The 18,495-nt window shown below is 71.9% G+C and carries 16 protein-coding genes; 2 read left to right on the top strand and 14 right to left on the bottom strand.

The window, feature by feature from the left end; all coding sequences use genetic code 11:
• Positions 1-42: 42 nt before the first annotated feature.
• From H1W00_RS09155 to pyrH, 6 genes are all read right to left on the bottom strand, one after another.
• Positions 43-1,035, bottom strand: a complete 993-nt coding sequence (locus H1W00_RS09155; RefSeq protein ID WP_181755424.1) for a putative zinc-binding metallopeptidase — start codon at positions 1,033-1,035, stop codon at positions 43-45.
• Between the two features lie 61 nt (positions 1,036-1,096).
• On the bottom strand, positions 1,097-1,972 hold the full coding sequence (locus H1W00_RS09150; protein WP_181755423.1) for a transglutaminase family protein: 876 nt from the start codon (positions 1,970-1,972) through the stop codon (positions 1,097-1,099).
• Positions 1,969-4,443 (bottom strand): circularly permuted type 2 ATP-grasp protein, encoded by a 2,475-nt coding sequence (locus H1W00_RS09145; protein WP_181755422.1) that lies wholly within the window; start codon positions 4,441-4,443, stop codon positions 1,969-1,971. Before H1W00_RS09145 ends, H1W00_RS09150 begins: the two co-directional genes overlap by 4 nt.
• Before the next feature lie 3 nt (positions 4,444-4,446).
• On the bottom strand, positions 4,447-5,295 hold the full coding sequence (locus H1W00_RS09140) for a phosphatidate cytidylyltransferase (protein WP_181755421.1): 849 nt from the start codon (positions 5,293-5,295) through the stop codon (positions 4,447-4,449).
• On the bottom strand, positions 5,285-5,839 hold the full coding sequence (gene frr / locus H1W00_RS09135; protein ID WP_181756224.1) for a ribosome recycling factor: 555 nt from the start codon (positions 5,837-5,839) through the stop codon (positions 5,285-5,287). The genes H1W00_RS09140 and frr overlap by 11 nt, the downstream gene beginning before the upstream one ends.
• 38 nt (positions 5,840-5,877) lie before the next feature.
• Complete coding sequence (gene pyrH / locus H1W00_RS09130) at positions 5,878-6,582, bottom strand: UMP kinase (RefSeq protein WP_172806220.1); 705 nt, start codon at positions 6,580-6,582, stop codon at positions 5,878-5,880.
• Between the two features lie 128 nt (positions 6,583-6,710).
• Between pyrH and H1W00_RS09125 the strand changes: the two genes are divergently transcribed.
• Positions 6,711-7,667 carry a DUF2804 domain-containing protein gene (locus tag H1W00_RS09125; RefSeq protein WP_181755420.1) on the top strand — a complete coding sequence of 319 codons (957 nt, stop codon included), beginning with the start codon at positions 6,711-6,713 and terminating at the stop codon, positions 7,665-7,667.
• A 9-nt stretch (positions 7,668-7,676) separates the two neighbouring features.
• Here the strand turns inward: H1W00_RS09125 and argH are convergent, their stop codons facing one another.
• The 8 genes from argH to argG all read right to left on the bottom strand — a co-directional run bounded on the left by argH (position 7,677) and on the right by argG (position 16,578).
• The gene (gene argH, locus H1W00_RS09120) at positions 7,677-9,128 is read right to left on the bottom strand and encodes an argininosuccinate lyase (RefSeq protein WP_181755419.1); all 1,452 of its coding nucleotides are present in this window, start codon (positions 9,126-9,128) and stop codon (positions 7,677-7,679) included.
• Positions 9,121-9,630: an arginine repressor gene (locus H1W00_RS09115; protein ID WP_181755418.1), complete on the bottom strand. Its 510-nt coding sequence runs from the start codon at positions 9,628-9,630 to the stop codon at positions 9,121-9,123. The genes argH and H1W00_RS09115 overlap by 8 nt, the downstream gene beginning before the upstream one ends.
• A 103-nt stretch (positions 9,631-9,733) precedes the next feature.
• The gene (argF, locus tag H1W00_RS09110; protein WP_181755417.1) at positions 9,734-10,657 is read right to left on the bottom strand and encodes an ornithine carbamoyltransferase; all 924 of its coding nucleotides are present in this window, start codon (positions 10,655-10,657) and stop codon (positions 9,734-9,736) included.
• Positions 10,654-11,862, bottom strand: coding sequence for an acetylornithine transaminase (locus H1W00_RS09105; RefSeq protein WP_420826881.1), 1,209 nt, complete (start codon positions 11,860-11,862; stop codon positions 10,654-10,656). Before H1W00_RS09105 ends, argF begins: the two co-directional genes overlap by 4 nt.
• A 2-nt stretch (positions 11,863-11,864) precedes the next feature.
• On the bottom strand, positions 11,865-12,827 hold the full coding sequence (gene argB / locus H1W00_RS09100; RefSeq protein WP_181755416.1) for an acetylglutamate kinase: 963 nt from the start codon (positions 12,825-12,827) through the stop codon (positions 11,865-11,867).
• Between the two features lie 7 nt (positions 12,828-12,834).
• Positions 12,835-13,986, bottom strand: a complete 1,152-nt coding sequence (argJ, locus tag H1W00_RS09095; protein ID WP_181755415.1) for a bifunctional glutamate N-acetyltransferase/amino-acid acetyltransferase ArgJ — start codon at positions 13,984-13,986, stop codon at positions 12,835-12,837.
• 100 nt (positions 13,987-14,086) lie between these two features.
• On the bottom strand, positions 14,087-15,127 hold the full coding sequence (gene argC / locus H1W00_RS09090; RefSeq protein WP_181755414.1) for an N-acetyl-gamma-glutamyl-phosphate reductase: 1,041 nt from the start codon (positions 15,125-15,127) through the stop codon (positions 14,087-14,089).
• Between the two features lie 5 nt (positions 15,128-15,132).
• On the bottom strand, positions 15,133-16,578 hold the full coding sequence (argG, locus tag H1W00_RS09085; protein ID WP_181755413.1) for an argininosuccinate synthase: 1,446 nt from the start codon (positions 16,576-16,578) through the stop codon (positions 15,133-15,135).
• Between the two features lie 71 nt (positions 16,579-16,649).
• Between argG and H1W00_RS09080 the strand changes: the two genes are divergently transcribed.
• Entirely contained in the window at positions 16,650-18,452 is a 1,803-nt protein-coding gene (locus H1W00_RS09080; RefSeq protein WP_181755412.1) for a DUF2207 domain-containing protein, read from the top strand.
• Positions 18,453-18,495: the final 43 nt, after the last annotated feature.

The raw sequence follows: 18,495 nt of genomic DNA, 5'->3' as shown, positions 1-18,495 counted from the left end.
CCCAGATGGCGCCCACCCGCAACGAATCCGCGCGGCGGCGCCTCAGAGCGAGCGGTAGCGCGGCGACAGCGAGGCGACGAACTCGAGCTTGTCCAGCACCGGCCCCGCGATCACGAACGGGTAGAGCGGGTCCTTGCCCATCGAGCGGTTGATCTGGTTCAGCGCGACCGACAGCGGGATCCAGACCCCGGTCACCAGGTCGCGGAACGACCGGAACGCCCGGGCGTCGACCGTGGTCAGGCCGAAGGACTGGGCCGTGTCGATCGTGTCGGTGATGTGCAGGAAGTGCGCGAACGTCTCGGCGAAGTCCTCGAACGGGTGCATCGTCGCGTAGGCGCTGATGTACCGGTCGCGCCACCCCTTCGGGGGCCCCTGGGCGTAGTGACGGTCGAGCGCCGCCTGGTAGTCCTGGCGCTCGTCGCCGAAAAGCTCGCGGGCTCGGTCACGGAGGTCGCCGCGGACCAGCTGCTCCTCGTAGTAGTGGCCCGTCTCGTGGCGGAAGTGGCCCAGCAGGGTGCGGTAGGGCTCGTCGAGGTCACGCCGCAGTCGCTCGCGGTGCACGCTGTCGCCCTCGGCCAGGTCGATCGTGACGATGCCGTTCTGGTGGCCGGTGGTCACCGGCACGTTGGCGCTCGACAGCAGGTCGAAGGCCAGTCCGTTCGCCGGGTCCTCGGCACGCGTGACGATCGGCAGCTCGAGCGCGTCGAGCTCGACGATCAGCCGGCGCTTGGCCGACTCGGCACCCGGGAACGCCCGCATGCCGGCGGGATCGCTGTCCGCCGGGCGCGTACGGGTCAGGGAGCAGTTGAAGCACAGCGTGCCCTCGATGCGCGTGAGCCACGTGCACGAGGACAGCTCACGGTTGCGGCAGAGCCACCAGATGAATCCGTCAGCATCGACGTACCGGCCCTGCTCGTCGACGGGCACGATCGCCTTCTCCTCGCGAGAGAACCCCAGCTTCGTCCCGCAGGAGACGCAGGTGGAGTTCTCGAAGTAGAGGGGGTTGCCGCACTGACGACACTCGAAGGCACGCACGACCCCACCTTTCCCTTGCGGGCGCCGTGGCGCCAGTCCGACACGGCCGCCGAGGCCGAGATCACGCGAGCGGCGCGACGTCCACCTGCACGTCGAGGGTGGACGACCGCGCGTCGGTGTAGATGATGCCCTTCACCGGCGGGACGTCCTTGTAGTCGCGGCCCCACGCCACCGTGACGTAGCGGTCGTCGGCCCAGTGGTCGTTCGTCGGGTCGAGCGCGAGCCAGGAGCCGTCAGGCAGCCACACGGCCGCCCACGCGTGCGAGGCATCGGCACCGACGACGCGCTCCTTGCCCGGGGGCGGCGTCGTGGCGAGGTAGCCGCTGACATAGGCCACGGCCAGTCCGTGCGAGCGCAGGCACGACAGGGTCAGGTGGGCGAAGTCCTGGCAGACCCCTGCCCGCTGCGCGAAGACGTCGTCGATCCGGCTCGTCACGGTGGTCGCGGTCTTGTCGTAGCTGAAGTCGGCGTGGATCCGGTGCATCAGGTCGGTGACCGCCTCACCGACCGGGCGGCCCGGGGTCAGCGACACGGCGGCGTAGTCGCGCGCCTGCTCGGTCTGGTCGACCAGCGTGGACGGCAGCGCGAGGTCGACGGCGCGCCAGGCACCCGGCACGTCGGGCCGCTCGGCCGGGCGGGCGAGCTCCCACGGCGTGGCGAGCGCCTCGGGGTCGTGCACCGGAACCTGCACCTCGACCTCGCTCGTGGCGTCCACCACGAGCGTGCGGTGCGGGTCGGTGACCTGGAAGTACGTGACGGTGTTGCCGTAGTAGTCGGTGTCGCGCGAGGTGTCGCCAGGCGTGGGCTCGATCCGCACGTCCACCGACTCGACCTGCTGCCACGACGAGGACCTCGGCACGACGTGCGCCAGGCCGTAGCTGTTCGAGACGTCGTCGTCGTAGGTGTAGGTGGTGCGGTGCCACACGCGGTACCTCATGCGCCCGACCCCACCGTGGCGAAGGCCAGCGAGCGCGGCGTGGGACCGGTGGCGAAGTGCACCTCGGCGACCGCGTCGGACAGCCGCATGAGCTGCTGGGCCGTGGCCTGGGCGAACCGCACGAAGTTCGGCCGGTTCTCGCCGTCGATCGCCATCAGCGCGGCGACGTCGAGCCGGTCGAGCTCCTCCAGCAGGTCGTCGACGAGGCGCTCGGGGCGCGTCGAGCCGCTCGACCCCGGCAGTGTCGCCAGCGAGGCGTCGATGGCGCGCAGGTTGAACAGCAGGGAGCGCGGGTTCGACTCGTCGAGCAGCAGCAGGTCGAGCACGGAGGCGCCCCGGACCACGCCGCGGTGCCGGCGCCGGTGGGTGATGGCGCTCTCGGCGGCCTGGAGGACGGCGTTGTGGACGTTGCGATCGACGTCGATGCCGCGGCGCACCGACAGGGTGGGGCCGATCAGGTGGCACAGCTGCAGGCTGCGCTCAATCCCCCGACCGATCTCCATGAGGTGCCAGCCCTCGTCGCGGACCATGTTCCCGGTGACGCCGTGCAGCGCGAGGATGTCGGTGAGCATGCGGCCGGCGCTCTCGCCGATCTGCCAGCCGTGCGGGTTGGCCGCCAGCGCACCGCGAGCCCGGTCCATCGCGCCGAAGACCCGGAACAGGTCCGGCGAGACCTGGTCGCGCACGCTCTGGGCGATCTCCTTGAGCCGCGCCACCGTCTGCGCGACCGAGCCGGAGCGGCGGGCGTCGAGCAGGACCGAGCGCAGGTCGCCCTCGAAGTCGGCGGGATCGTGCGATGACGGGCTGAGGGAACGCAGCAGTCGCGCGACCACGGTGAGGGTCTGCCCGCCGCTGGAGCGCGGACGGCCCTGGAAGTCCTCCGCCAGCTCGTGCGTGACGATCGCGAGCCGCAGCAGGTCCTCCACGCGCTCTGCGTACCGGCCGAGCCAGAAGAGGTCGTCGAGCACGCGCGGCACGGGGGTCAGTGGAGCCCGGGCGTGCGCGACGGGGGCGGTGTCGAGCAGGCCCTGGTCGGGCTCGTCCGGCGACTCCTTCAGCACCCAGACGTCCTTGCTGGTGCTGATCTCCTCTGGCGAGGTGCCCACCGGGGCGACGGTGGCCAGCCCGCCGATCATCGGGCGGTAGCTGGAGCCGTGCCGCAGCGTGAACGCCCGCAGGGTGACGGCGTGGGGCTGCAGGCGACCTCGGTCGAGGGTGGGCGAGACCGAGACGGCGGCCACCTCTTGGCCGACGTAGCGGTGGGGCTCGGCGGTGATCGCGGCGACGAGGTCGGCGCGCGACGTCCCGCCGACCTCGAACGGCGGGTCGATCCGGCGGACGACGAGCTCGTCGAGCCGGTCCAGGAGCTGGTCGCGGCCTTCGGGCGTGCCGGCCCAGACGGTGGGGACGCCGGCCAGTCGCAGCGGCTCGTCGAGCAGCTGCTCGCACATCGCCGACATGAACGGCAGCAGCGCGGCGTTCTCCAGGACGCCCGAGCCGAGGCCGTTGACCACGGTGACGGTGCCGCGACGGACCGCCTCGGTGAGGCCGGTGACACCCAGCTGGGACTCGCCGCGCAGCTCCAGCGGGTCGCTCCACTCGGCGTCCACGCGGCGCAGCACGACGTCGACGCGCTCGAGGCGGCCGAGCACCCGCATCCAGACGGCGCCGTCGCGCGCGACGAGGTCGCTGCCCTCGACGAGCGGGAAGCCCAGCGCTGTGGCGATGAACGCCTGGTCGTAGGCGGTCTCCGAGGTCGGGCCCGGCGACAGCACCACGATGCGCGGGTTCTCGCGCCCCTGCGGCGCGGACTGGGTCAGGGAGACGCGCAGGGCCTGGAAGAACGGCGCGAGCCGGTGCAGGCCCGCCTCGCGGTAGGCGACCGGGAGCACGCGTGACAGCACGCGGCGGTTCTCCATCGCGAAGCCGATCCCGGAGGGCGCCTGCGTCCGGTCGGCGATGACCTGCCACTCCCCCGTCGGCGTGCGACCGAGGTCGGTGCCGGTGACGACGAGCTGGCGGCGGTGGTCGGCGCTCGCGCGTGCCACCACCCGCAGGAAGCCGCTGTGGCCGAAGACGATGCTGGGCGGCAGGGTGCCGCTGGAGAGCAGCTCCTGCGGGCCGTAGAGGTCGAGAGATATCGCGTTGAGCAGCTCGGCCCGCTGGGCCAGGCCCTTCTCGAGCGTGGCCCACTCCTCGGCCGCGATGACCAGCGGCACCGGATCGAGCCGCCACGAGCGCTGCTCACCGCACGGCGGCGTGTAGACCGCGCCCTCGTCGGCCAGCAGGCGCGCGATCTCGTCACCCACGCGGGTGAGCTCGGGCAGCGTCAGGTCGACCGCCTCGGCCGCGAGCCGCTTCCACGCGTTGCGCAGGGTGCCGTCGGGACTGGCCACCTCGTCGTAGAGGGCGGCCGACTGGCCCAACGCCGGCTGGATCACCGAGGCGGCGTAGTCGCGCAGGACGGTCATGGATCAGACCAGGAGGTACATCACCAGGTACGCCACCGGCGCGACGGCGATGAGCGAATCGAGCCGGTCCATGAGACCGCCGTGGCCGGGAAGCAGGTCGCCCATGTCCTTGATGCCGAGGTCGCGCTTGATGAGCGACTCGCACAGGTCGCCGAGCGTGGCGAAGCAGACGCCGGCGACACCAAGCACGAGGCCGGCCCACCAGGGGCCCTCGAGGGCGTAGACGACGATCAGGATGCCCGCGGCAACGCTGGCGACCATCGAGCCGGCGAAGCCCTCCCAGGACTTCTTGGGCGAGATCGTGGGTGCCATCGGGTGCTTGCCGAACAGGACGCCCGCGGCGTAGCCGCCGATGTCGGAGGCGATCGTCACGAGGATGAACGCCACGACCCGCCACGTGCCGTCGTCGGGGGCGAGCATGCGCATGACGAACACGCCCATGAGGAACAGGTACGACAGCAGGAAGATGCCCGCGGTGGCGTCGCGGACGAAGCCGTCGCTGCCCGAGCGCAGGCGCCACGCCATCGTGGCGATGACCGTGAGCGCCATGATCGCCGCGGCGGTGTCCATCTCGTCGTAGAACGCCACGACGAGCATCGCGAGGCCGCCGACCAGCACGGGCGGCAGCGGCACGCGGATGCCGGCGGTGGACAGCGCACGGGCGATCTCGATCGCGGCGACCACCAGGGCGACGGCCGCGACCGCGACGAACAGGTCCTTGACCCAGAACAGCGACAGCAGGACCAGGGCGACGAGGCTGACGCCCACCGTGATCGCCGCGCGCAGGTCGCGGCCGGCCCGACCGGTCTTCTTCTCGCCTGCCGCGTCGGGAGTGGGGACCTCAGACGTCAAGGAGCTCTGCCTCTTTGGACTTCAGTGCCTCGTCGATCTCGTCGACGTGCTTCTTCGTCAGTCCGTCGAGGCGCTTCTCCGCACCGGTGTTGTCGTCCTTGCTGATCTCGGAGTCCTTCTCGGCCCGGTCGAGCGCCTGCTTGGCGCTGCGACGCACGCCGCGGACCGCGATGCGGCCGTCCTCGGCCTTGGAGCGGGCGAGCTTGATGTACTCCTTGCGACGCTCCTCGGTGAGCTCGGGCAGCGTCACGCGCAGCACCTTGCCGTCGTCGGACGGGTTGACGCCGAGGTCGGAGTCGCGGATGGCCTTCTCGATCGCGCCCTTGGCGCCCTGGTCGAAGGGCGCGATGATCACGGTGCGGGCCTCGGGGACCTGGAAGCTGGCCAGCTGCTGCAGCGGCGTGGGCGTGCCGTAGTACTCCGCGGTGATCTGGGCGAACATCGCCGGGTGGGCACGTCCGGTCCGGATTCCTTCGAACTCGTCGCGAGTGTGCTCGACCGCCTTCTTCATCCGGGTCTCGGCATCGCGCAGTGTCTCGTCGATCACGTCATGCTCCGTTGCATCGTCGGGGGTGCCCACGCTCACGCGTGGACGAGTGTTCCGATCATCTCACCACGCAGGGCCCGTGTGACCGCACCCTCGTCGTTCATGTTGAACACCATCATGGGCAGCTCGTTCTCCATGCACAGCGCGAAAGCGGCCGCATCGACGACCTGCAGGTTGCGCTGGAGGGCCTCGTTGAAGGTCAGGCTGTCGAAGCGCTGGGCCTCGGGGTTGCGGCGCGGATCGGAGTCGTAGACCCCGTCGACGCCGTTCTTGCTCATCAGCACGACGTCGGCCTTGATCTCCAGTGCGCGCTGGGCCGAGACCGTGTCGGTGGAGAAGTAGGGCATGCCGGCGCCGGCGCCGAAGATCACGACGCGACCCTTCTCCATGTGGCGGATCGCGCGGCGGGGGATGTACGGCTCGGCGACCTGCGACATCGCGATCGCGGACTGCACGCGGGTCTCGACGCCCTGCTTCTCGATGAAGTCCTGCAGGGCGAGCGCGTTCATGACGGTGCCGAGCATGCCGATGTAGTCGGCGCGCGTGCGCTCCATGCCTCGCTGGCTCAGCTCGGCGCCGCGGAAGAAGTTGCCGCCGCCGACGACGATCGCGACCTGGACGCCCTCGCGGACGGCCGTGGCGACCTGGGAGGCGGCGTCGTTCACGACATCGGGGTCGATGCCGATCGCACCTCCTCCGAAGACCTCACCGGAGAGCTTGAGGAGTACGCGGCGAGCCATGGGCACCAGATTAGAGGATGGCGGCGGCCCCGGTGCACGCAGCGTCGAGATCGTGGCGGCGGTCCGGAGCGTCCGAGAGGACGCGTCGTCGGCCGCCGGCGGGGCCTCCAGCCCCCTAGTCTTCAGGCATGTCCGAGATCGTCGAGCCGGTCGACCTGGCCCTGGGCCGCCGCCTGAATCCCGACGCCGTCGGCTGGACGCGACGTCCGCTGCACCGGACGGCACTGCCGTGGACGGGCCGGGCGAAGCGCTGGGAGTACTGGGGCGTCGTCACCCGGCGGTTCGTGCTCGGCCTGACGATCGCCGACCTCGACTATGCGAACCTCACGCAGGTGTACGCCTACGACCGGCTGCGCCACCACGAGGTCAGCCTCAACACGACGAAGCTGGGCCCCCTGCGCCCGGGACTGTCCGACGCGCTGCCGCCGATCACCGCGTCCAGCGGGCCGCTGACCTTCGCCGACCACGGCCGGGGCACGCGCCTGAGCGTCGACCACGAGCGGGTAAAGGTCGCGCTCGAGGCGGAGGGAGGCGACGACGCGCTCGGGGTCGTCGTGCCGTGGAGCCCTCGGCGTTTCCAGTACACGCTGAAGGATCCGGTCCGACCCGTCAGCGGCACGATCGAGGTCGACGGCGAGCGCGAGGCGGTGGTGGCCGGCTGGGGCGTGCTCGACCGAGGCCGGGGCATCTGGCCGTACCGCATGAGGTGGAACTGGGGCGCCGGCAGCGGTGAGGTCTCCGGGCGCCGGATCGGCCTCCAGCTCGGCGGGAAGTGGACCGACGGGACCGGCCAGACGGAGAACGGGCTGTTCGTCGACGGGCGCCTGCACCACTGGATCGACGACCTCCGCTGGGAGTACGACCTCGAGGACCCGGAGTCGACGTGGACGGTCACGGGTCCTGACGTCGAGGCGGTCCTGACGCCCTTCCACCGGCGCGTGGCCTCGACGCAGCTGGGCGTGATCGCCTCGCGCACCCACCAGGCCTTCGGGCGCTGGTCGGGGTGGGCGCGCGGCGGCAAGGGCGTGGAGTACCGGCTCGACGGCCTCCTCGGCTGGGCCGAGGAGGCGCGCAACCGCTGGTGAGGGGCCGCGTCAGAGCCGCGAGCGGAGCTCGGTCAGCTGCTCGGTGACGCGCGCCTGGGCGGTGCCGCCACGGCCGTCGCGCGAGGCGATGGAGCCGGCGAGCGTCAGCACCTCGCGCACTCCCCCGGGCTCGGAGGCGTTCGCCAGGTGCGGCGAGATCTGCGCGAAGTCGTCGTCGGAGAGGTCCCACAGCTCGATGCCGCGCTCCTCGCACACCCGGACGCACGCGCCGGAGAGCTCGTGGGCGACGCGGAACGGGACGCCCTCGCGGACGAGCCACTCGGCCACGTCGGTGGCGAGCGCGAAGCCCTGCGGCGCGAGCTCGGCCATCCGGGCGGTGTTGAACTCGAGCGTGGCGACCATCCCGGTGAACGCCGGCAGCAGGACCTCGAGGGTGTCGATCGAGTCGAAGACCGGCTCCTTGTCCTCCTGGAGGTCGCGGTTGTAGGCCAGCGGCAGTGCCTTCAGCGTGGCGAGCAGGCCCGCCAGGTTGCCGATCAGCCGGCCGGCCTTGCCGCGCGCGAGCTCGGCGATGTCGGGGTTCTTCTTCTGCGGCATGATGCTCGACCCGGTGGAGTACCCGTCGTGCAGCGTGACGAAGTCGAACTCCTTCGTGTTCCAGATGATGATCTCCTCGGCGATCCGCGAGACGTCGACGCCGATCTGGGCGGCGACGAAGGCGAACTCGGCGACGAAGTCGCGCGCGGCGGTGCCGTCGATGGAGTTGGCGGCCGAGCCGGTGAAGCCGAGGTCGGCCGCGACCGCCTCGGGATCGAGGCCGAGCGAGGAGCCGGCGAGCGCACCCGAGCCGTACGGGGACTCCGAGCCCACGCGGGCGTCCCATTCGCGCAGGCGGTCGAGGTCGCGGACGAGCGGCCAGGCGTGGGCCAGCAGGTGGTGCGACAGCAGCACGGGCTGGGCGTGCTGGAGGTGCGTGCGGCCGGGCATCGGCGCGCCGAGGTGGCGCTCGGCCTGACCCGCGATCGCCTCCACGAGCTCGCGCACGAGCGACGCGACCTGGCGGGCATGGTCGCGCAGGTAGGCGCGGAAGAGCGTGGCGACCTGGTCGTTGCGCGAACGGCCGGCGCGCAGGCGGCCCCCGAGGTCGGCGCCGAGGCGCTCCATCAGTCCGCGCTCGAGCGCCGAGTGGACGTCCTCGTCGCCGGGCTCGGGCCGGAAGGCGCCTGACCGCACGTCGCCGTCGAGGGCGGCGATGCCGTCCATCATCGAGGCGAGGTCGTCGTCGGTGAGCAGGCCCGCGGTGTGCAGCACGCGGGCGTGCGCCCGTGAGCCGGCCAGGTCGTACGGGGCGAGACGCCAGTCGAAATGCGTCGACCGCGACAGGGCCGTCAGCTCGGGCGAGGGGCCCGACGCGAACCGGCCACCCCAGAGCCGGGAGTCGGCGGCCTCGACGTCGGTGGAGCCGGGCACGGCGGGCGTCAGTTCGGGAGAGTCAGTCATCGGTGGGCACTTTACGGGCGAGGGAGGTGAGGTGGGCGGCGAGGGCCTCGCCGCCGGCCGGGTCACGGGCGATCAGCATCACCGTGTCGTCACCGGCGATCGTGCCGAGCGTCTCGCTCATCTGGACGTGGTCGATCGCGGAGGCCAGGAACTGCGCGGCGCCCGGCGGGGTGCGCAGCACCACGAGGTTCGCCGAGGACTGCGCGGAGACGAGCAGCTCGCGGAGCAGGCGCTGGAGCCGGACCTGGGCGGCCGAGGAGTCGGGCGCCGCGCGGACGCTGCGGTCGCCACCCTCGGACGGCACGGCGTAGACGAGACTGCCGTCGCCCTGGCGCACGCGCACCGCGTCGAGCTCGTCGAGGTCGCGCGACACCGTGGACGCCGTCGCCGTGACCCCGCGCTCGCGCAACAGGTCGACGAGGTCGCCCTGCGAGCGCACGTCGCACGTGCCCAGCAGGTCGGCGATCAGCGCCTGGCGCGCCGCCTGGGTGCCGGGGATCATGACGGTGCCTCGCTGGGGTCTCGATACGCCGCTCGCTGCGCTCGCGAGCTACTCGACCACCGGGACCGGTGACCGAGTCTTGGCGAGTTTGCGAGACGGTGCATCACGACTGCTCCAGGAGCCAGGTGAGGACCGCCTTCTGGGCGTGGACCCGGTTCTCGGCCTCGTCCCACACCACCGACTGCGGGCCGTCGATGACGTCGGCCGCGATCTCCAGGCCGCGGTAGGCCGGCAGGCAGTGCAGCACGATGGCCTCGGGATCGGCCTTCGCCAGCAGCTCGGGGGTGACCGAGTAGTCGCCGAAGAGCGCGACCCGCTCGGCCTTCTCGTCCTCCTGGCCCATCGAGACCCAGGTGTCCGTGATGACGACGTCGGCGCCCGCGACGGCGGCGGCCGGATCGGCGGTGACGGCGACCGAGCCACCCGTCTCCGCAGCGATCCGCTCGGCGTCGGCGACGATCGCGGGGTCCGGCTGGAACCCCTCGGGGGCGCCGACGCGCACGTGCATGCCCGCGGTGGCGCCGCCGAGCAGGTACGAGTGGCCCATGTTGTTGGCGCCGTCGCCGACGTAGGCCACCGTGAGCCCGGCGAGCGCGCCCTTGTGCTCGATGACGGTGAGCCAGTCGGCGAGGATCTGGCACGGGTGGAAGTCGTCCGAGAGGGCGTTGACCACCGGCACTCCCGCGTGCTCGGCCATCTGCTCGAGGCCGGCCTGGGCGTAGGTGCGCCACACGACCGCGCTGGCCATCCGGCCCAGCACGCGCGCCGTGTCGGCGATGGGCTCGCCGCGGCCCACCTGCGTGACACCGGTGTCCATCACCACGGGGTTGCCGCCGAGGTCGGCGATGCCCACGGCGAACGACACCCGCGTACGGGTGGAGGACTTGTCGAACAGCACGACCACGGACTGCGGCCCGGCCAGCGGACGGCGCGAGTAGGGCTCGGCCTTGAGCTCGGCAGCGAGCGCCAGCACCTCGGCCTGCTCGGCGGGACTGAAGTCGTCATCGCGCAGGAAGTGCCTCGTCATGCCAGCACCTCGTCGATCACCGTGGAGAGGGTGCGCACGGCGTCGGCCGCCTCGTCCTCGCTGAGGACCAGCGGCGGAGCGAGCCGGAGCCGGTCCGGCGTGGGCGCGTTGAGGATGAGGCCGGCGTCGAGCGCGGCCTTCTGCACCTCGGCCGCGCGCGGCTCGCTCAGCACGATGCCCCGGAGCAGGCCCCGGCCCGTGACCGACTCCACGCGGGAGTTGCGCAGGAGCCCGTCGGCGAGCTGGTCGCCGCGGGCGCGCGTGGCCTCCAGCAGTCCCTCCGACTCGATCGTCGCGAGGACCGCCAGGGCCGCGGCGGTGGCCACGGGGTTGCCGCCGAAGGTGGTGCCGTGGTTGCCCGGACCGAGCAGGGTGGCCGCGTCACCGAGCGCCACGCAGGCGCCGATCGGGATGCCGCCGCCGAGGCCCTTCGCGAGGGTGACCAGGTCGGGGGTGACGCCGGAGGGCGTGTGACCGAACCAGTCGCCCGTGCGGCCGATGCCCGTCTGCACCTCGTCGAGCCACAGCAGCGCGCCGTGCTCGGTGGTGATGCGGCGGGCCGCGGCGAGGTAGTCGTCCGGGGGTACGATGACGCCGGCCTCGCCCTGGATCGGCTCCAGGATCACCGCCGCCACCGTGTCGTCGACGGCCGCGGCCAGCGCGTCGGCGTCGCCGTACGGCACCCACCGGACGTCGCCGGGCAGCGGCTCGAAGGGCTCGCGGTACGCGGCCTTCGAGGTCAGCGCGAGGGCGCCCATCGTGCGTCCGTGGAACGACCCCTCGGCCGCCACGATCGTGGTGCGACCGGTGCGACGCGTGGCCTTGAACGCCGCCTCGTTCGCCTCGGTGCCGGAGTTCGCGAAGAACACGCGGCCCTCGCCGCCGAGCAGTCCGACCAGCCGCTCCGCGAGCTCGACCTGCGGGGCCGAGGCGAAGAAGTTGCTGATGTGCCCGAGCGTCTGCAGCTGCTGCGTGACGGCCTCGAGGATCGCCGGGTGACCGTGGCCCAGCGCGTTGACGGCGATGCCCGCGAGCAGGTCGAGGTACTTGTTGCCGTCGGCGTCCCAGACGTGGCAGCCCTCGCCGCGGACGAGGACGCGCTGCGGGTCGCCGAACGTGTTCATCACCGCACCGCGGTAGCGCTCGGTCCACTCCGGTCCGCCGAGCCGGGGCTCGCGGCCGTGGATCACGACTCCTTCGGGCAGGTTCACGACGTCTCCTTCGCGCTGGACGTGTAGAGGGCGGAGCGGATCTTGGTCCGCGCACCGGCCAGCACCTGGGTGCCGACGCCCTCGTCGGTGAAGATCTCGAGCAGCACCGAGTGCGGCTCGCGGCCGTCGACGACCGTGGCGCGCTTGACGCCGCCGCGCACCGCGTCGAGGCAGGCGGTCATCTTGGGGATCATCCCGCTGGCCAGCTCGGGCAGGATCGCCTCGAGTGACTCGGGGCTGATCTCGCCGATCACGTCGCTGCTGTTCGGCCAGTCGGCGTAGAGGCCCTCGACGTCGGTGAGCACGAGCAGCTTCTCGGCGCCCAGGGCGACGGCGAGCGCGGAGGCGGCCGTGTCGGCGTTGACGTTCAGCACCTGGCCGTCGGCGTCGGGCGCGACGGTGGAGACCACGGGGATGCGGCCGGCCTCGATGAGGTCGATCACGGCCTCGGGGCGCACGCCCACGACCTCGCCCACGAGTCCGACGTCGACGGGCTCGCCGTCGACGATGGGCATCGTGCGCTGGGCGCGGAACAGTCCGCCGTCCTCACCCGACAGGCCCACCGCTAGGTCGCCGTGCTGGTTCAGCAGCCCGACGAGCTCGGGGCCGACCTGGCCCTTGAGCACCATGCGGACGACCTCGACGGCCTCGGGCGTGGTGACGCGCAGGCCGCCGCGGAACTCCGACTCGATCTGCAGCCGGTCGAGCATCGCGCTGATCTGCGGGCCGCCGCCGTGCACCACGACGGGCTTGAACCCGGCGAGGCGCAGGAAGACGATATCCTCGGCGAACGCGCGCTTGAGCTTGTCGTCGGTCATGGCGTTGCCGCCGTACTTCACCACCACGATCTTGCCGTGGTACGCCTTCAGCCACGGCAGGGCGTGGGCCAGCGTGGCGGCCTTCGTGGTGGCGGCGGCCCAGTCCTCGGGCGCCCATTCGGTCATGCGGTTGTCGCTCATGGCTTCCTCAGGTCGAGTAGGCGGAGTTCTCGTGGACGTAGGCCTGGGTCAGGTCGTTCGTCCAGATGGTGGCGCTGTGCGTGCCGGCCTTCAGGTCGATCGTGACGGTGACCGATCGCGGCTCGAGGTCGACGAGGTCGATCGACTCCCCCACGCCGGAGTTGCGGCACACCCACACGTCGTTGACCGCGACGTCGAGGTCGAGCGGGTCGAACACGGCGGTCGTGGTGCCGGCCGACGCCAGGATGCGGCCCCAGTTCGGGTCCTTGCCGAAGATCGCGCACTTGAACAGGTTGCTGCGCGCGACGGACCGTCCCACCTCCAGCGCGTCGTTCTCGCTCGCGGCGTTGATCGTCGTGATCGCGATCTCGTGGTCGGCGCCCTCGGCGTCGGCCAGCAGCTGGAGCGCGAGGTCGCGGCACACCATGGTGAGAGCCTCGGTGAACTCGGCGACGTCAGGGGCGACGCCCGAGGCGCCCGACGACATCAGCAGCACCGTGTCGTTCGTGGACTGGCAGCCGTCGGAGTCGAGCCGGTCGAACGTCAGCGCCGTGGCCGATCGCAGTGCGGTGTCGAGCGTGGCCGAGTTGAGGTCGGCGTCCGTCGTGATGACGACGAGCATCGTGGCGAGCGCCGGCGCGAGCATGCCCGCGCCCTTCGCCATGCCGCCGATCATCCAGCCGTCGCCACCGGCGGTGGCCTGCTTGCTGACGGTGTCGGTGGTCATGATCGCCGTCGCGGCGTCGAGGCCGCCCTCGGGCGACAGCGCGGCCACGGCGGAGTCGACGCCGGCCAGCACCTTCGGCTCGTCGAGGAGACGACCGATCAGGCCGGTCGAGCAGACCTGCACGTCGATCGCGCCGATGCCCAGGTGCTCCGCGACGCGCTCGGCGGTGCGGTGCGTGGCGGCGAAGCCCTCGGGGCCCGTGTAGCAGTTGGCGCCGCCGGAGTTCAGGACGATCGCGCGGGCGCTGCCGCCCTTGATCGCCTGCTCGCTCCAGATGACGGGGTGCGCCTTGCAGCGGTTCGAGGTGAAGACCGCGGCGGCGGCCGACGAGGGGCCCTCGTTGACGACGAGGGAGATGTCGGGCTTGCCCGAGTCCTTGAGGCCCGCGGTGACGCCTGCGGCCCGGAAACCTTGTGCAGCAGTGACGCTCATGGCGCGACTCCGATCGTGGTGAACGTGATCTCGATATGCCGGCTCGTCCCTCGCCGTGCTACTCGATCACCGGGCCGAACGGCGGGCGTGAGGACGGCGCTCATGGCGCGACTCCGATCGTGGTGAGGCCCGTGGTCTCGGGCAGGCCCAGGGCGAGGTTCATCGACTGGATCGCGCCACCGGCGGTGCCCTTGACGAGGTTGTCGATGGCCGTGACGGTGACGAGGCGACCGGCGCGCTCGTCCACCGCGAGCTGCACGTGGGCGACGTTCGCGCCCAGCGTGGCGGCCGTGGTGGGCCACTGGCCCTCGGGCAGCAGGTGGACGAACGGCTCGTCGCCGTAGGCCTTCTCGTAGACGGCCCGGGCGGCGGCATCGTCGACCCCGGGCGCCAGTCGTGCGGTGGCGGTGGCCAGGATGCCGCGGGCCATCGGCACGAGCGTGGGCGTGAACGAGATGGTGACCTCGTCGGCCCCGGCGCGGCCCAGGTTCTGGGCGATCTCGGGGATGTGCCGGTGCGTGCCGGCGACCCCGTAGGGCGAGGCCGAGCCGAGTCCCTCCGACGCCAGCAGGTGCGGCTTGAGCGCCTTGCCCGCGCCGGAGAAGCCGTTGGCGAGCACCGCGACGAGGTCGGTCGGCTCGACGATCCCGGCGGCCACGGCGGGCTGCAGGCCCAGCGTGACGGCGGTGACGTTGCACCCCGGCACGGCGATGCGACGGACGCCCGCGAGCGCGTCGCGCTGACGCGTCGAGCCGGTGATCAGCTCGGGCATCCCGTACGGCCAGGTGCCCGCATGGTCACCGCCGTAGTAGGCGCCCCAGTCGTCGGAGCTCTCGAGCCGGTGATCGGCGCCGCAGTCGATCACCAGGACGTCGTCCGGCAGCTGCGCGGCGACGGCCCCGGAGGCTCCGTGCGGCAGCGCGAGGAACACGACGTCGTGCCCGGCGAGGTTTTCGGCGGTGGTCTCGGCGACGATGCGATCGGCCAGCGGGAGCAGGTGCGGCTGGTGCTGCCCGAACCGCGACCCCGCGCTGGACCCTGCGGTCAGGGCGCCGATCTCGACCTCGGGGTGCGCCAGCAGCAGCCGGAGGACCTCTCCCCCGGCATAGCCCGTGGCACCGGTGACGGCGACCTTGATCATGGCGATCAGTCCGTCCCGAACTCCATGGCGGCCGCCTCGAGCGCTGCCTCACCCAACGACGGAGTCTCATCGCCCTCGACCGACGGGTTCGCCTCGATGCGCATGGCACCGCCGGCCGGCAGCTCGCCGAACAGCGTGCCGTTCTCGACGAGCACCTGGCCCTGGTCGAGCGGCTGCGCGGCGTACATCTCGAGCTTGGCGCGCGAGTCGGCGATGTCGAGGTTGCGCATCGTCAGCTGGCCGATCCGATCGGTGGGACCGAAGACGGCGTTCTCCGTGCGCTCCATCGACAGCTTCTCGGGGTGGTAGGAGAAGTTCGAGCCGTGAGTGTCGAGGATCGTGTAGTCGTCGCCCCGCCGCAGCCGCAGCGTGACCGAGCCGCTCACCAGCGAGGCGATCCAGCGCTGGATCGACTCACGCAGCATCATCGCCTGCGGGTCGAGCCACCGGCCCTCGTACATGAGCCGGCCCAGTCGGCGGCCGTGCGCGTGGTAGTTCGCGACGGTGTCCTCGTTGTGCACGGCGTTCACGAGCCGCTCGTACGCGATCCAGAGCAGCGCCATGCCGGGCGCCTCGTAGATGCCCCGGCTCTTGGCCTCGATGATGCGGTTCTCGATCTGGTCGGACATGCCCAGGCCGTGCCGGCCACCGACCGTGTTCGCCTCGTGCACCAGCGCGACCGGGTCGTCGAAACGGGTGCCGTTGATCGCGACCGGGCGGCCCTCCTCGAAGGAGATCGTGACGTCCTCGGAGTCGATGTCGACCGAGGCGTCCCAGAACTTCACGCCCATGATCGGGTCGACGGTCTCCAGCGAGACGTCGAGGTGCTCGAGCGTCTTCGCCTCGTGGGTGGCGCCCCAGATGTTCGCGTCGGTCGAGTAGGCCTTCTCCTGGCTGTCGCGGTAGGGCAGCTGGTGCTCGACGAGCCACTGGCTCATCTCGGTGCGACCGCCCAGCTCGTGGACGAAGTCGGCGTCGAGCCACGGCTTGTAGACGCGCAGCTCGGGGTTGGCCAGCAGACCGTAGCGGTAGAACCGCTCGATGTCGTTGCCCTTGAAGGTGGAGCCGTCGCCCCAGATGTTGACGCCGTCCTCGTGCATCGCGCGCACGAGCAGGGTTCCGGTGACGGCGCGGCCCAGCGGCGTGGTGTTGAAGTAGGTGCGGCCCGCCGACTTGATGTGGAAGGCGCCGCAGGCCAGCGCGGCCAGACCCTCGTCGACCAGGGGGCGCTTGCAGTCGATGGCGCGCGCCAGCTCGGCGCCGTACTCCATCGCGCGGCCGGGGACCCCGGAGATGTCCGGCTCGTCGTACTGGCCGAGATCGGCGGTGTAGGTGCAGGGGACGGCACCCTTGTCGCGCATCCACGCGACGGCGACGGACGTGTCGAGTCCGCCGGAGAAGGCGATGCCGACGCGCTCGCCGACGGGGAGACTGGTGAGGACCTTGGACATGCGGAACATTCTTGCACATCTCTGCAATTCCTTGCAGCCGGGGTCCCGTCCCGCTCCCCTAGTATCCGGCCATGGCCCGTCTCGTGCTCCGCCTGGTGACCGCCGTCATCCTGGTGGGCGTCCTGCTCGTCCCCGCCCTCGCGACGATGTCGAACTCCGCGAGCAGCAGCGTGGCCGATCCGGTGACCATATCGTCCTACCGCGCCACCTACGACGTGGACGCGGACGGCACGCTGAACGCCACGGAGACGATCACCGCCGACTTCCCCTGGGGCCGCCACGGGATCTTCCGCTACTGGGACCTGGCCGACCGGGCCGACCACACCGTCCGGTACCGGCCGCGCGACGTGAGCATCCGGCTCGACGGCGACACCGTCGCGGTCAGCCGCTCGTGGGAGCAGGGGCGGCGCTTCCGGGTGGCACGCATCGGCAGCGCCGACCAGTACCTCTCCCCCGGCCCGCACACCTACACGATCAGCTACCGGATCGACGGCGTCCTCGCCCCGAATCCCGAGCGCGTCGCTGACGCCAACGCGAGCTGGACCGGGGGCGACGCGAACCGCTCGGAGTTCGTCTGGCAGGTCGTCGCCGCCGGTTGGAGCATGCCGATCCGCCAGGCCGACCTCACCGTGAACCTGCCGGCCGTCACCGATCGCCTCGAGTGCTCGATCGGCGACGGGCGCCCCTGCACGGTGCAGGGCGAGGGCACCACTGCGCTGCGGATCAGCGCCGCCGACCTGCCGCCGAACACCTCGGTCCTGCTCCGCGCCGCGATGGACCAGCCGGCCCCCGACCGTGCCCAGGTGCCCTGGTCGATCGGCTGGGACCGGCTGTTCGGGACGTCGCTGCGGCCCTTCCTGCTGGCGCTCGCTCTCGCTGCCCTGGCGTTCGCGGTGGGCTACGTGCTCGACCGGCTGTCGCGCGAGCGCCGCCCCGGGCTCCCGGTGATGTTCGAGCCGCCCGCGGGGCTCGGCCCCGTGCAGGCGGCGTACATCGTGGACGAGCGGGTCCCCCGGCGGGCCCTCACGGCGACGCTCCTGCACCTGGCTGAGCAGGGACACGTCACCCTCCACGAGAACGCCGGCAGCTGGACGGTCAAGGGCACCCTCGCGAAGGGCGCCTGGGACGCCCTTGATCCGGTGGCGCGTCACGTCGTGTCGGGGCTCGGGCTGCGCGGCGAGAACGGCCCGACGTTCACGGCGAGCGGCTCCGTCAGCGCGGGCAAGAAGCTGTCCGCCGTGACGTCCGCGATCCCCGGCGTCACCCGGGCGTGGGCGACCACGACCGGTGCGACGGTCCCCGCCCACCGCGAGTGGATGTGGCGGGTGCTGTTCGGCGTCGCCGTCGCGGCCGTCCTCATCGGCACGGTCTTCGGCGTCACCGGGCTCTACCTGCTGCCGTTCGCGGCGTTCGCCGTGGGCGCGGTCGGGGTGCTGATGCCGGGCGCCGGGTCCCGCCGCACCGCGCAGGGCCGCGACCTGTGGTCGCGCGCCGGCGGGTTCGAGCGCTTCCTGGGCACCGACGCCTCGCAGGACCGCTTCGACTTCAGCGGTCGAGAGGATCTGTACATGGCCTACATCCCCTACGCCGTCGCGTTCGGCGTCACCGACCGCTGGGCCCGCAAGTACGAGGTCGCGACGGGGCAAGCCGCACCGCTGCCGGTCTGGTACGCCGGTGGGGGCCATCACGGCACCTCCGGGAGTGCACTGGGCGGTGACCCGTTCAGCGACTTCGAGCGCGCTGTCTCCAGCTCCATCAGCGCCTACACCGCGAGCCAGGCGTCGTCCTCCTCCGGGAGCAGCGGCGGCGGTGGAGGCGGCGGCGGCGGGTTCAGCGGAGGCGGCGGTGGCGGGGGCGGAGGCGGCTCGTGGTGATCGTCGCGTTCGCGGACGGGCCCGCCGGCCGCGCCAGTAGAGT

The organism is Aeromicrobium phoceense (assembly GCF_013868155.1).
Classification (GTDB): Bacteria; Actinomycetota; Actinomycetes; order Propionibacteriales; family Nocardioidaceae; genus Aeromicrobium; species Aeromicrobium phoceense.
This window is presented reverse-complemented; position numbering and strand designations above follow the sequence as displayed.

Excerpts from the sequence above, each read along its gene's own strand:
- H1W00_RS09150 (WP_181755423.1), bottom strand. The coding sequence starts at position 1,972 with ATGAGGTACCGCGTGTGGCACCGCACCACCTACACCTACGACGACGAC.
- H1W00_RS09145 (WP_181755422.1), bottom strand. The coding sequence starts at position 4,443 with ATGACCGTCCTGCGCGACTACGCCGCCTCGGTGATCCAGCCGGCGTTG.
- pyrH (WP_172806220.1), bottom strand. The coding sequence starts at position 6,582 with ATGGCTCGCCGCGTACTCCTCAAGCTCTCCGGTGAGGTCTTCGGAGGA.
- H1W00_RS09125 (WP_181755420.1), top strand. The coding sequence starts at position 6,711 with ATGTCCGAGATCGTCGAGCCGGTCGACCTGGCCCTGGGCCGCCGCCTG.
- argH (WP_181755419.1), bottom strand. The coding sequence starts at position 9,128 with ATGACTGACTCTCCCGAACTGACGCCCGCCGTGCCCGGCTCCACCGAC.
- H1W00_RS09115 (WP_181755418.1), bottom strand. The coding sequence starts at position 9,630 with ATGATCCCCGGCACCCAGGCGGCGCGCCAGGCGCTGATCGCCGACCTG.
- argF (WP_181755417.1), bottom strand. The coding sequence starts at position 10,657 with ATGACGAGGCACTTCCTGCGCGATGACGACTTCAGTCCCGCCGAGCAG.
- argB (WP_181755416.1), bottom strand. The coding sequence starts at position 12,827 with ATGAGCGACAACCGCATGACCGAATGGGCGCCCGAGGACTGGGCCGCC.
- argJ (WP_181755415.1), bottom strand. The coding sequence starts at position 13,986 with ATGAGCGTCACTGCTGCACAAGGTTTCCGGGCCGCAGGCGTCACCGCG.
- argC (WP_181755414.1), bottom strand. The coding sequence starts at position 15,127 with ATGATCAAGGTCGCCGTCACCGGTGCCACGGGCTATGCCGGGGGAGAG.
- argG (WP_181755413.1), bottom strand. The coding sequence starts at position 16,578 with ATGTCCAAGGTCCTCACCAGTCTCCCCGTCGGCGAGCGCGTCGGCATC.
- H1W00_RS09080 (WP_181755412.1), top strand. The coding sequence starts at position 16,650 with ATGGCCCGTCTCGTGCTCCGCCTGGTGACCGCCGTCATCCTGGTGGGC.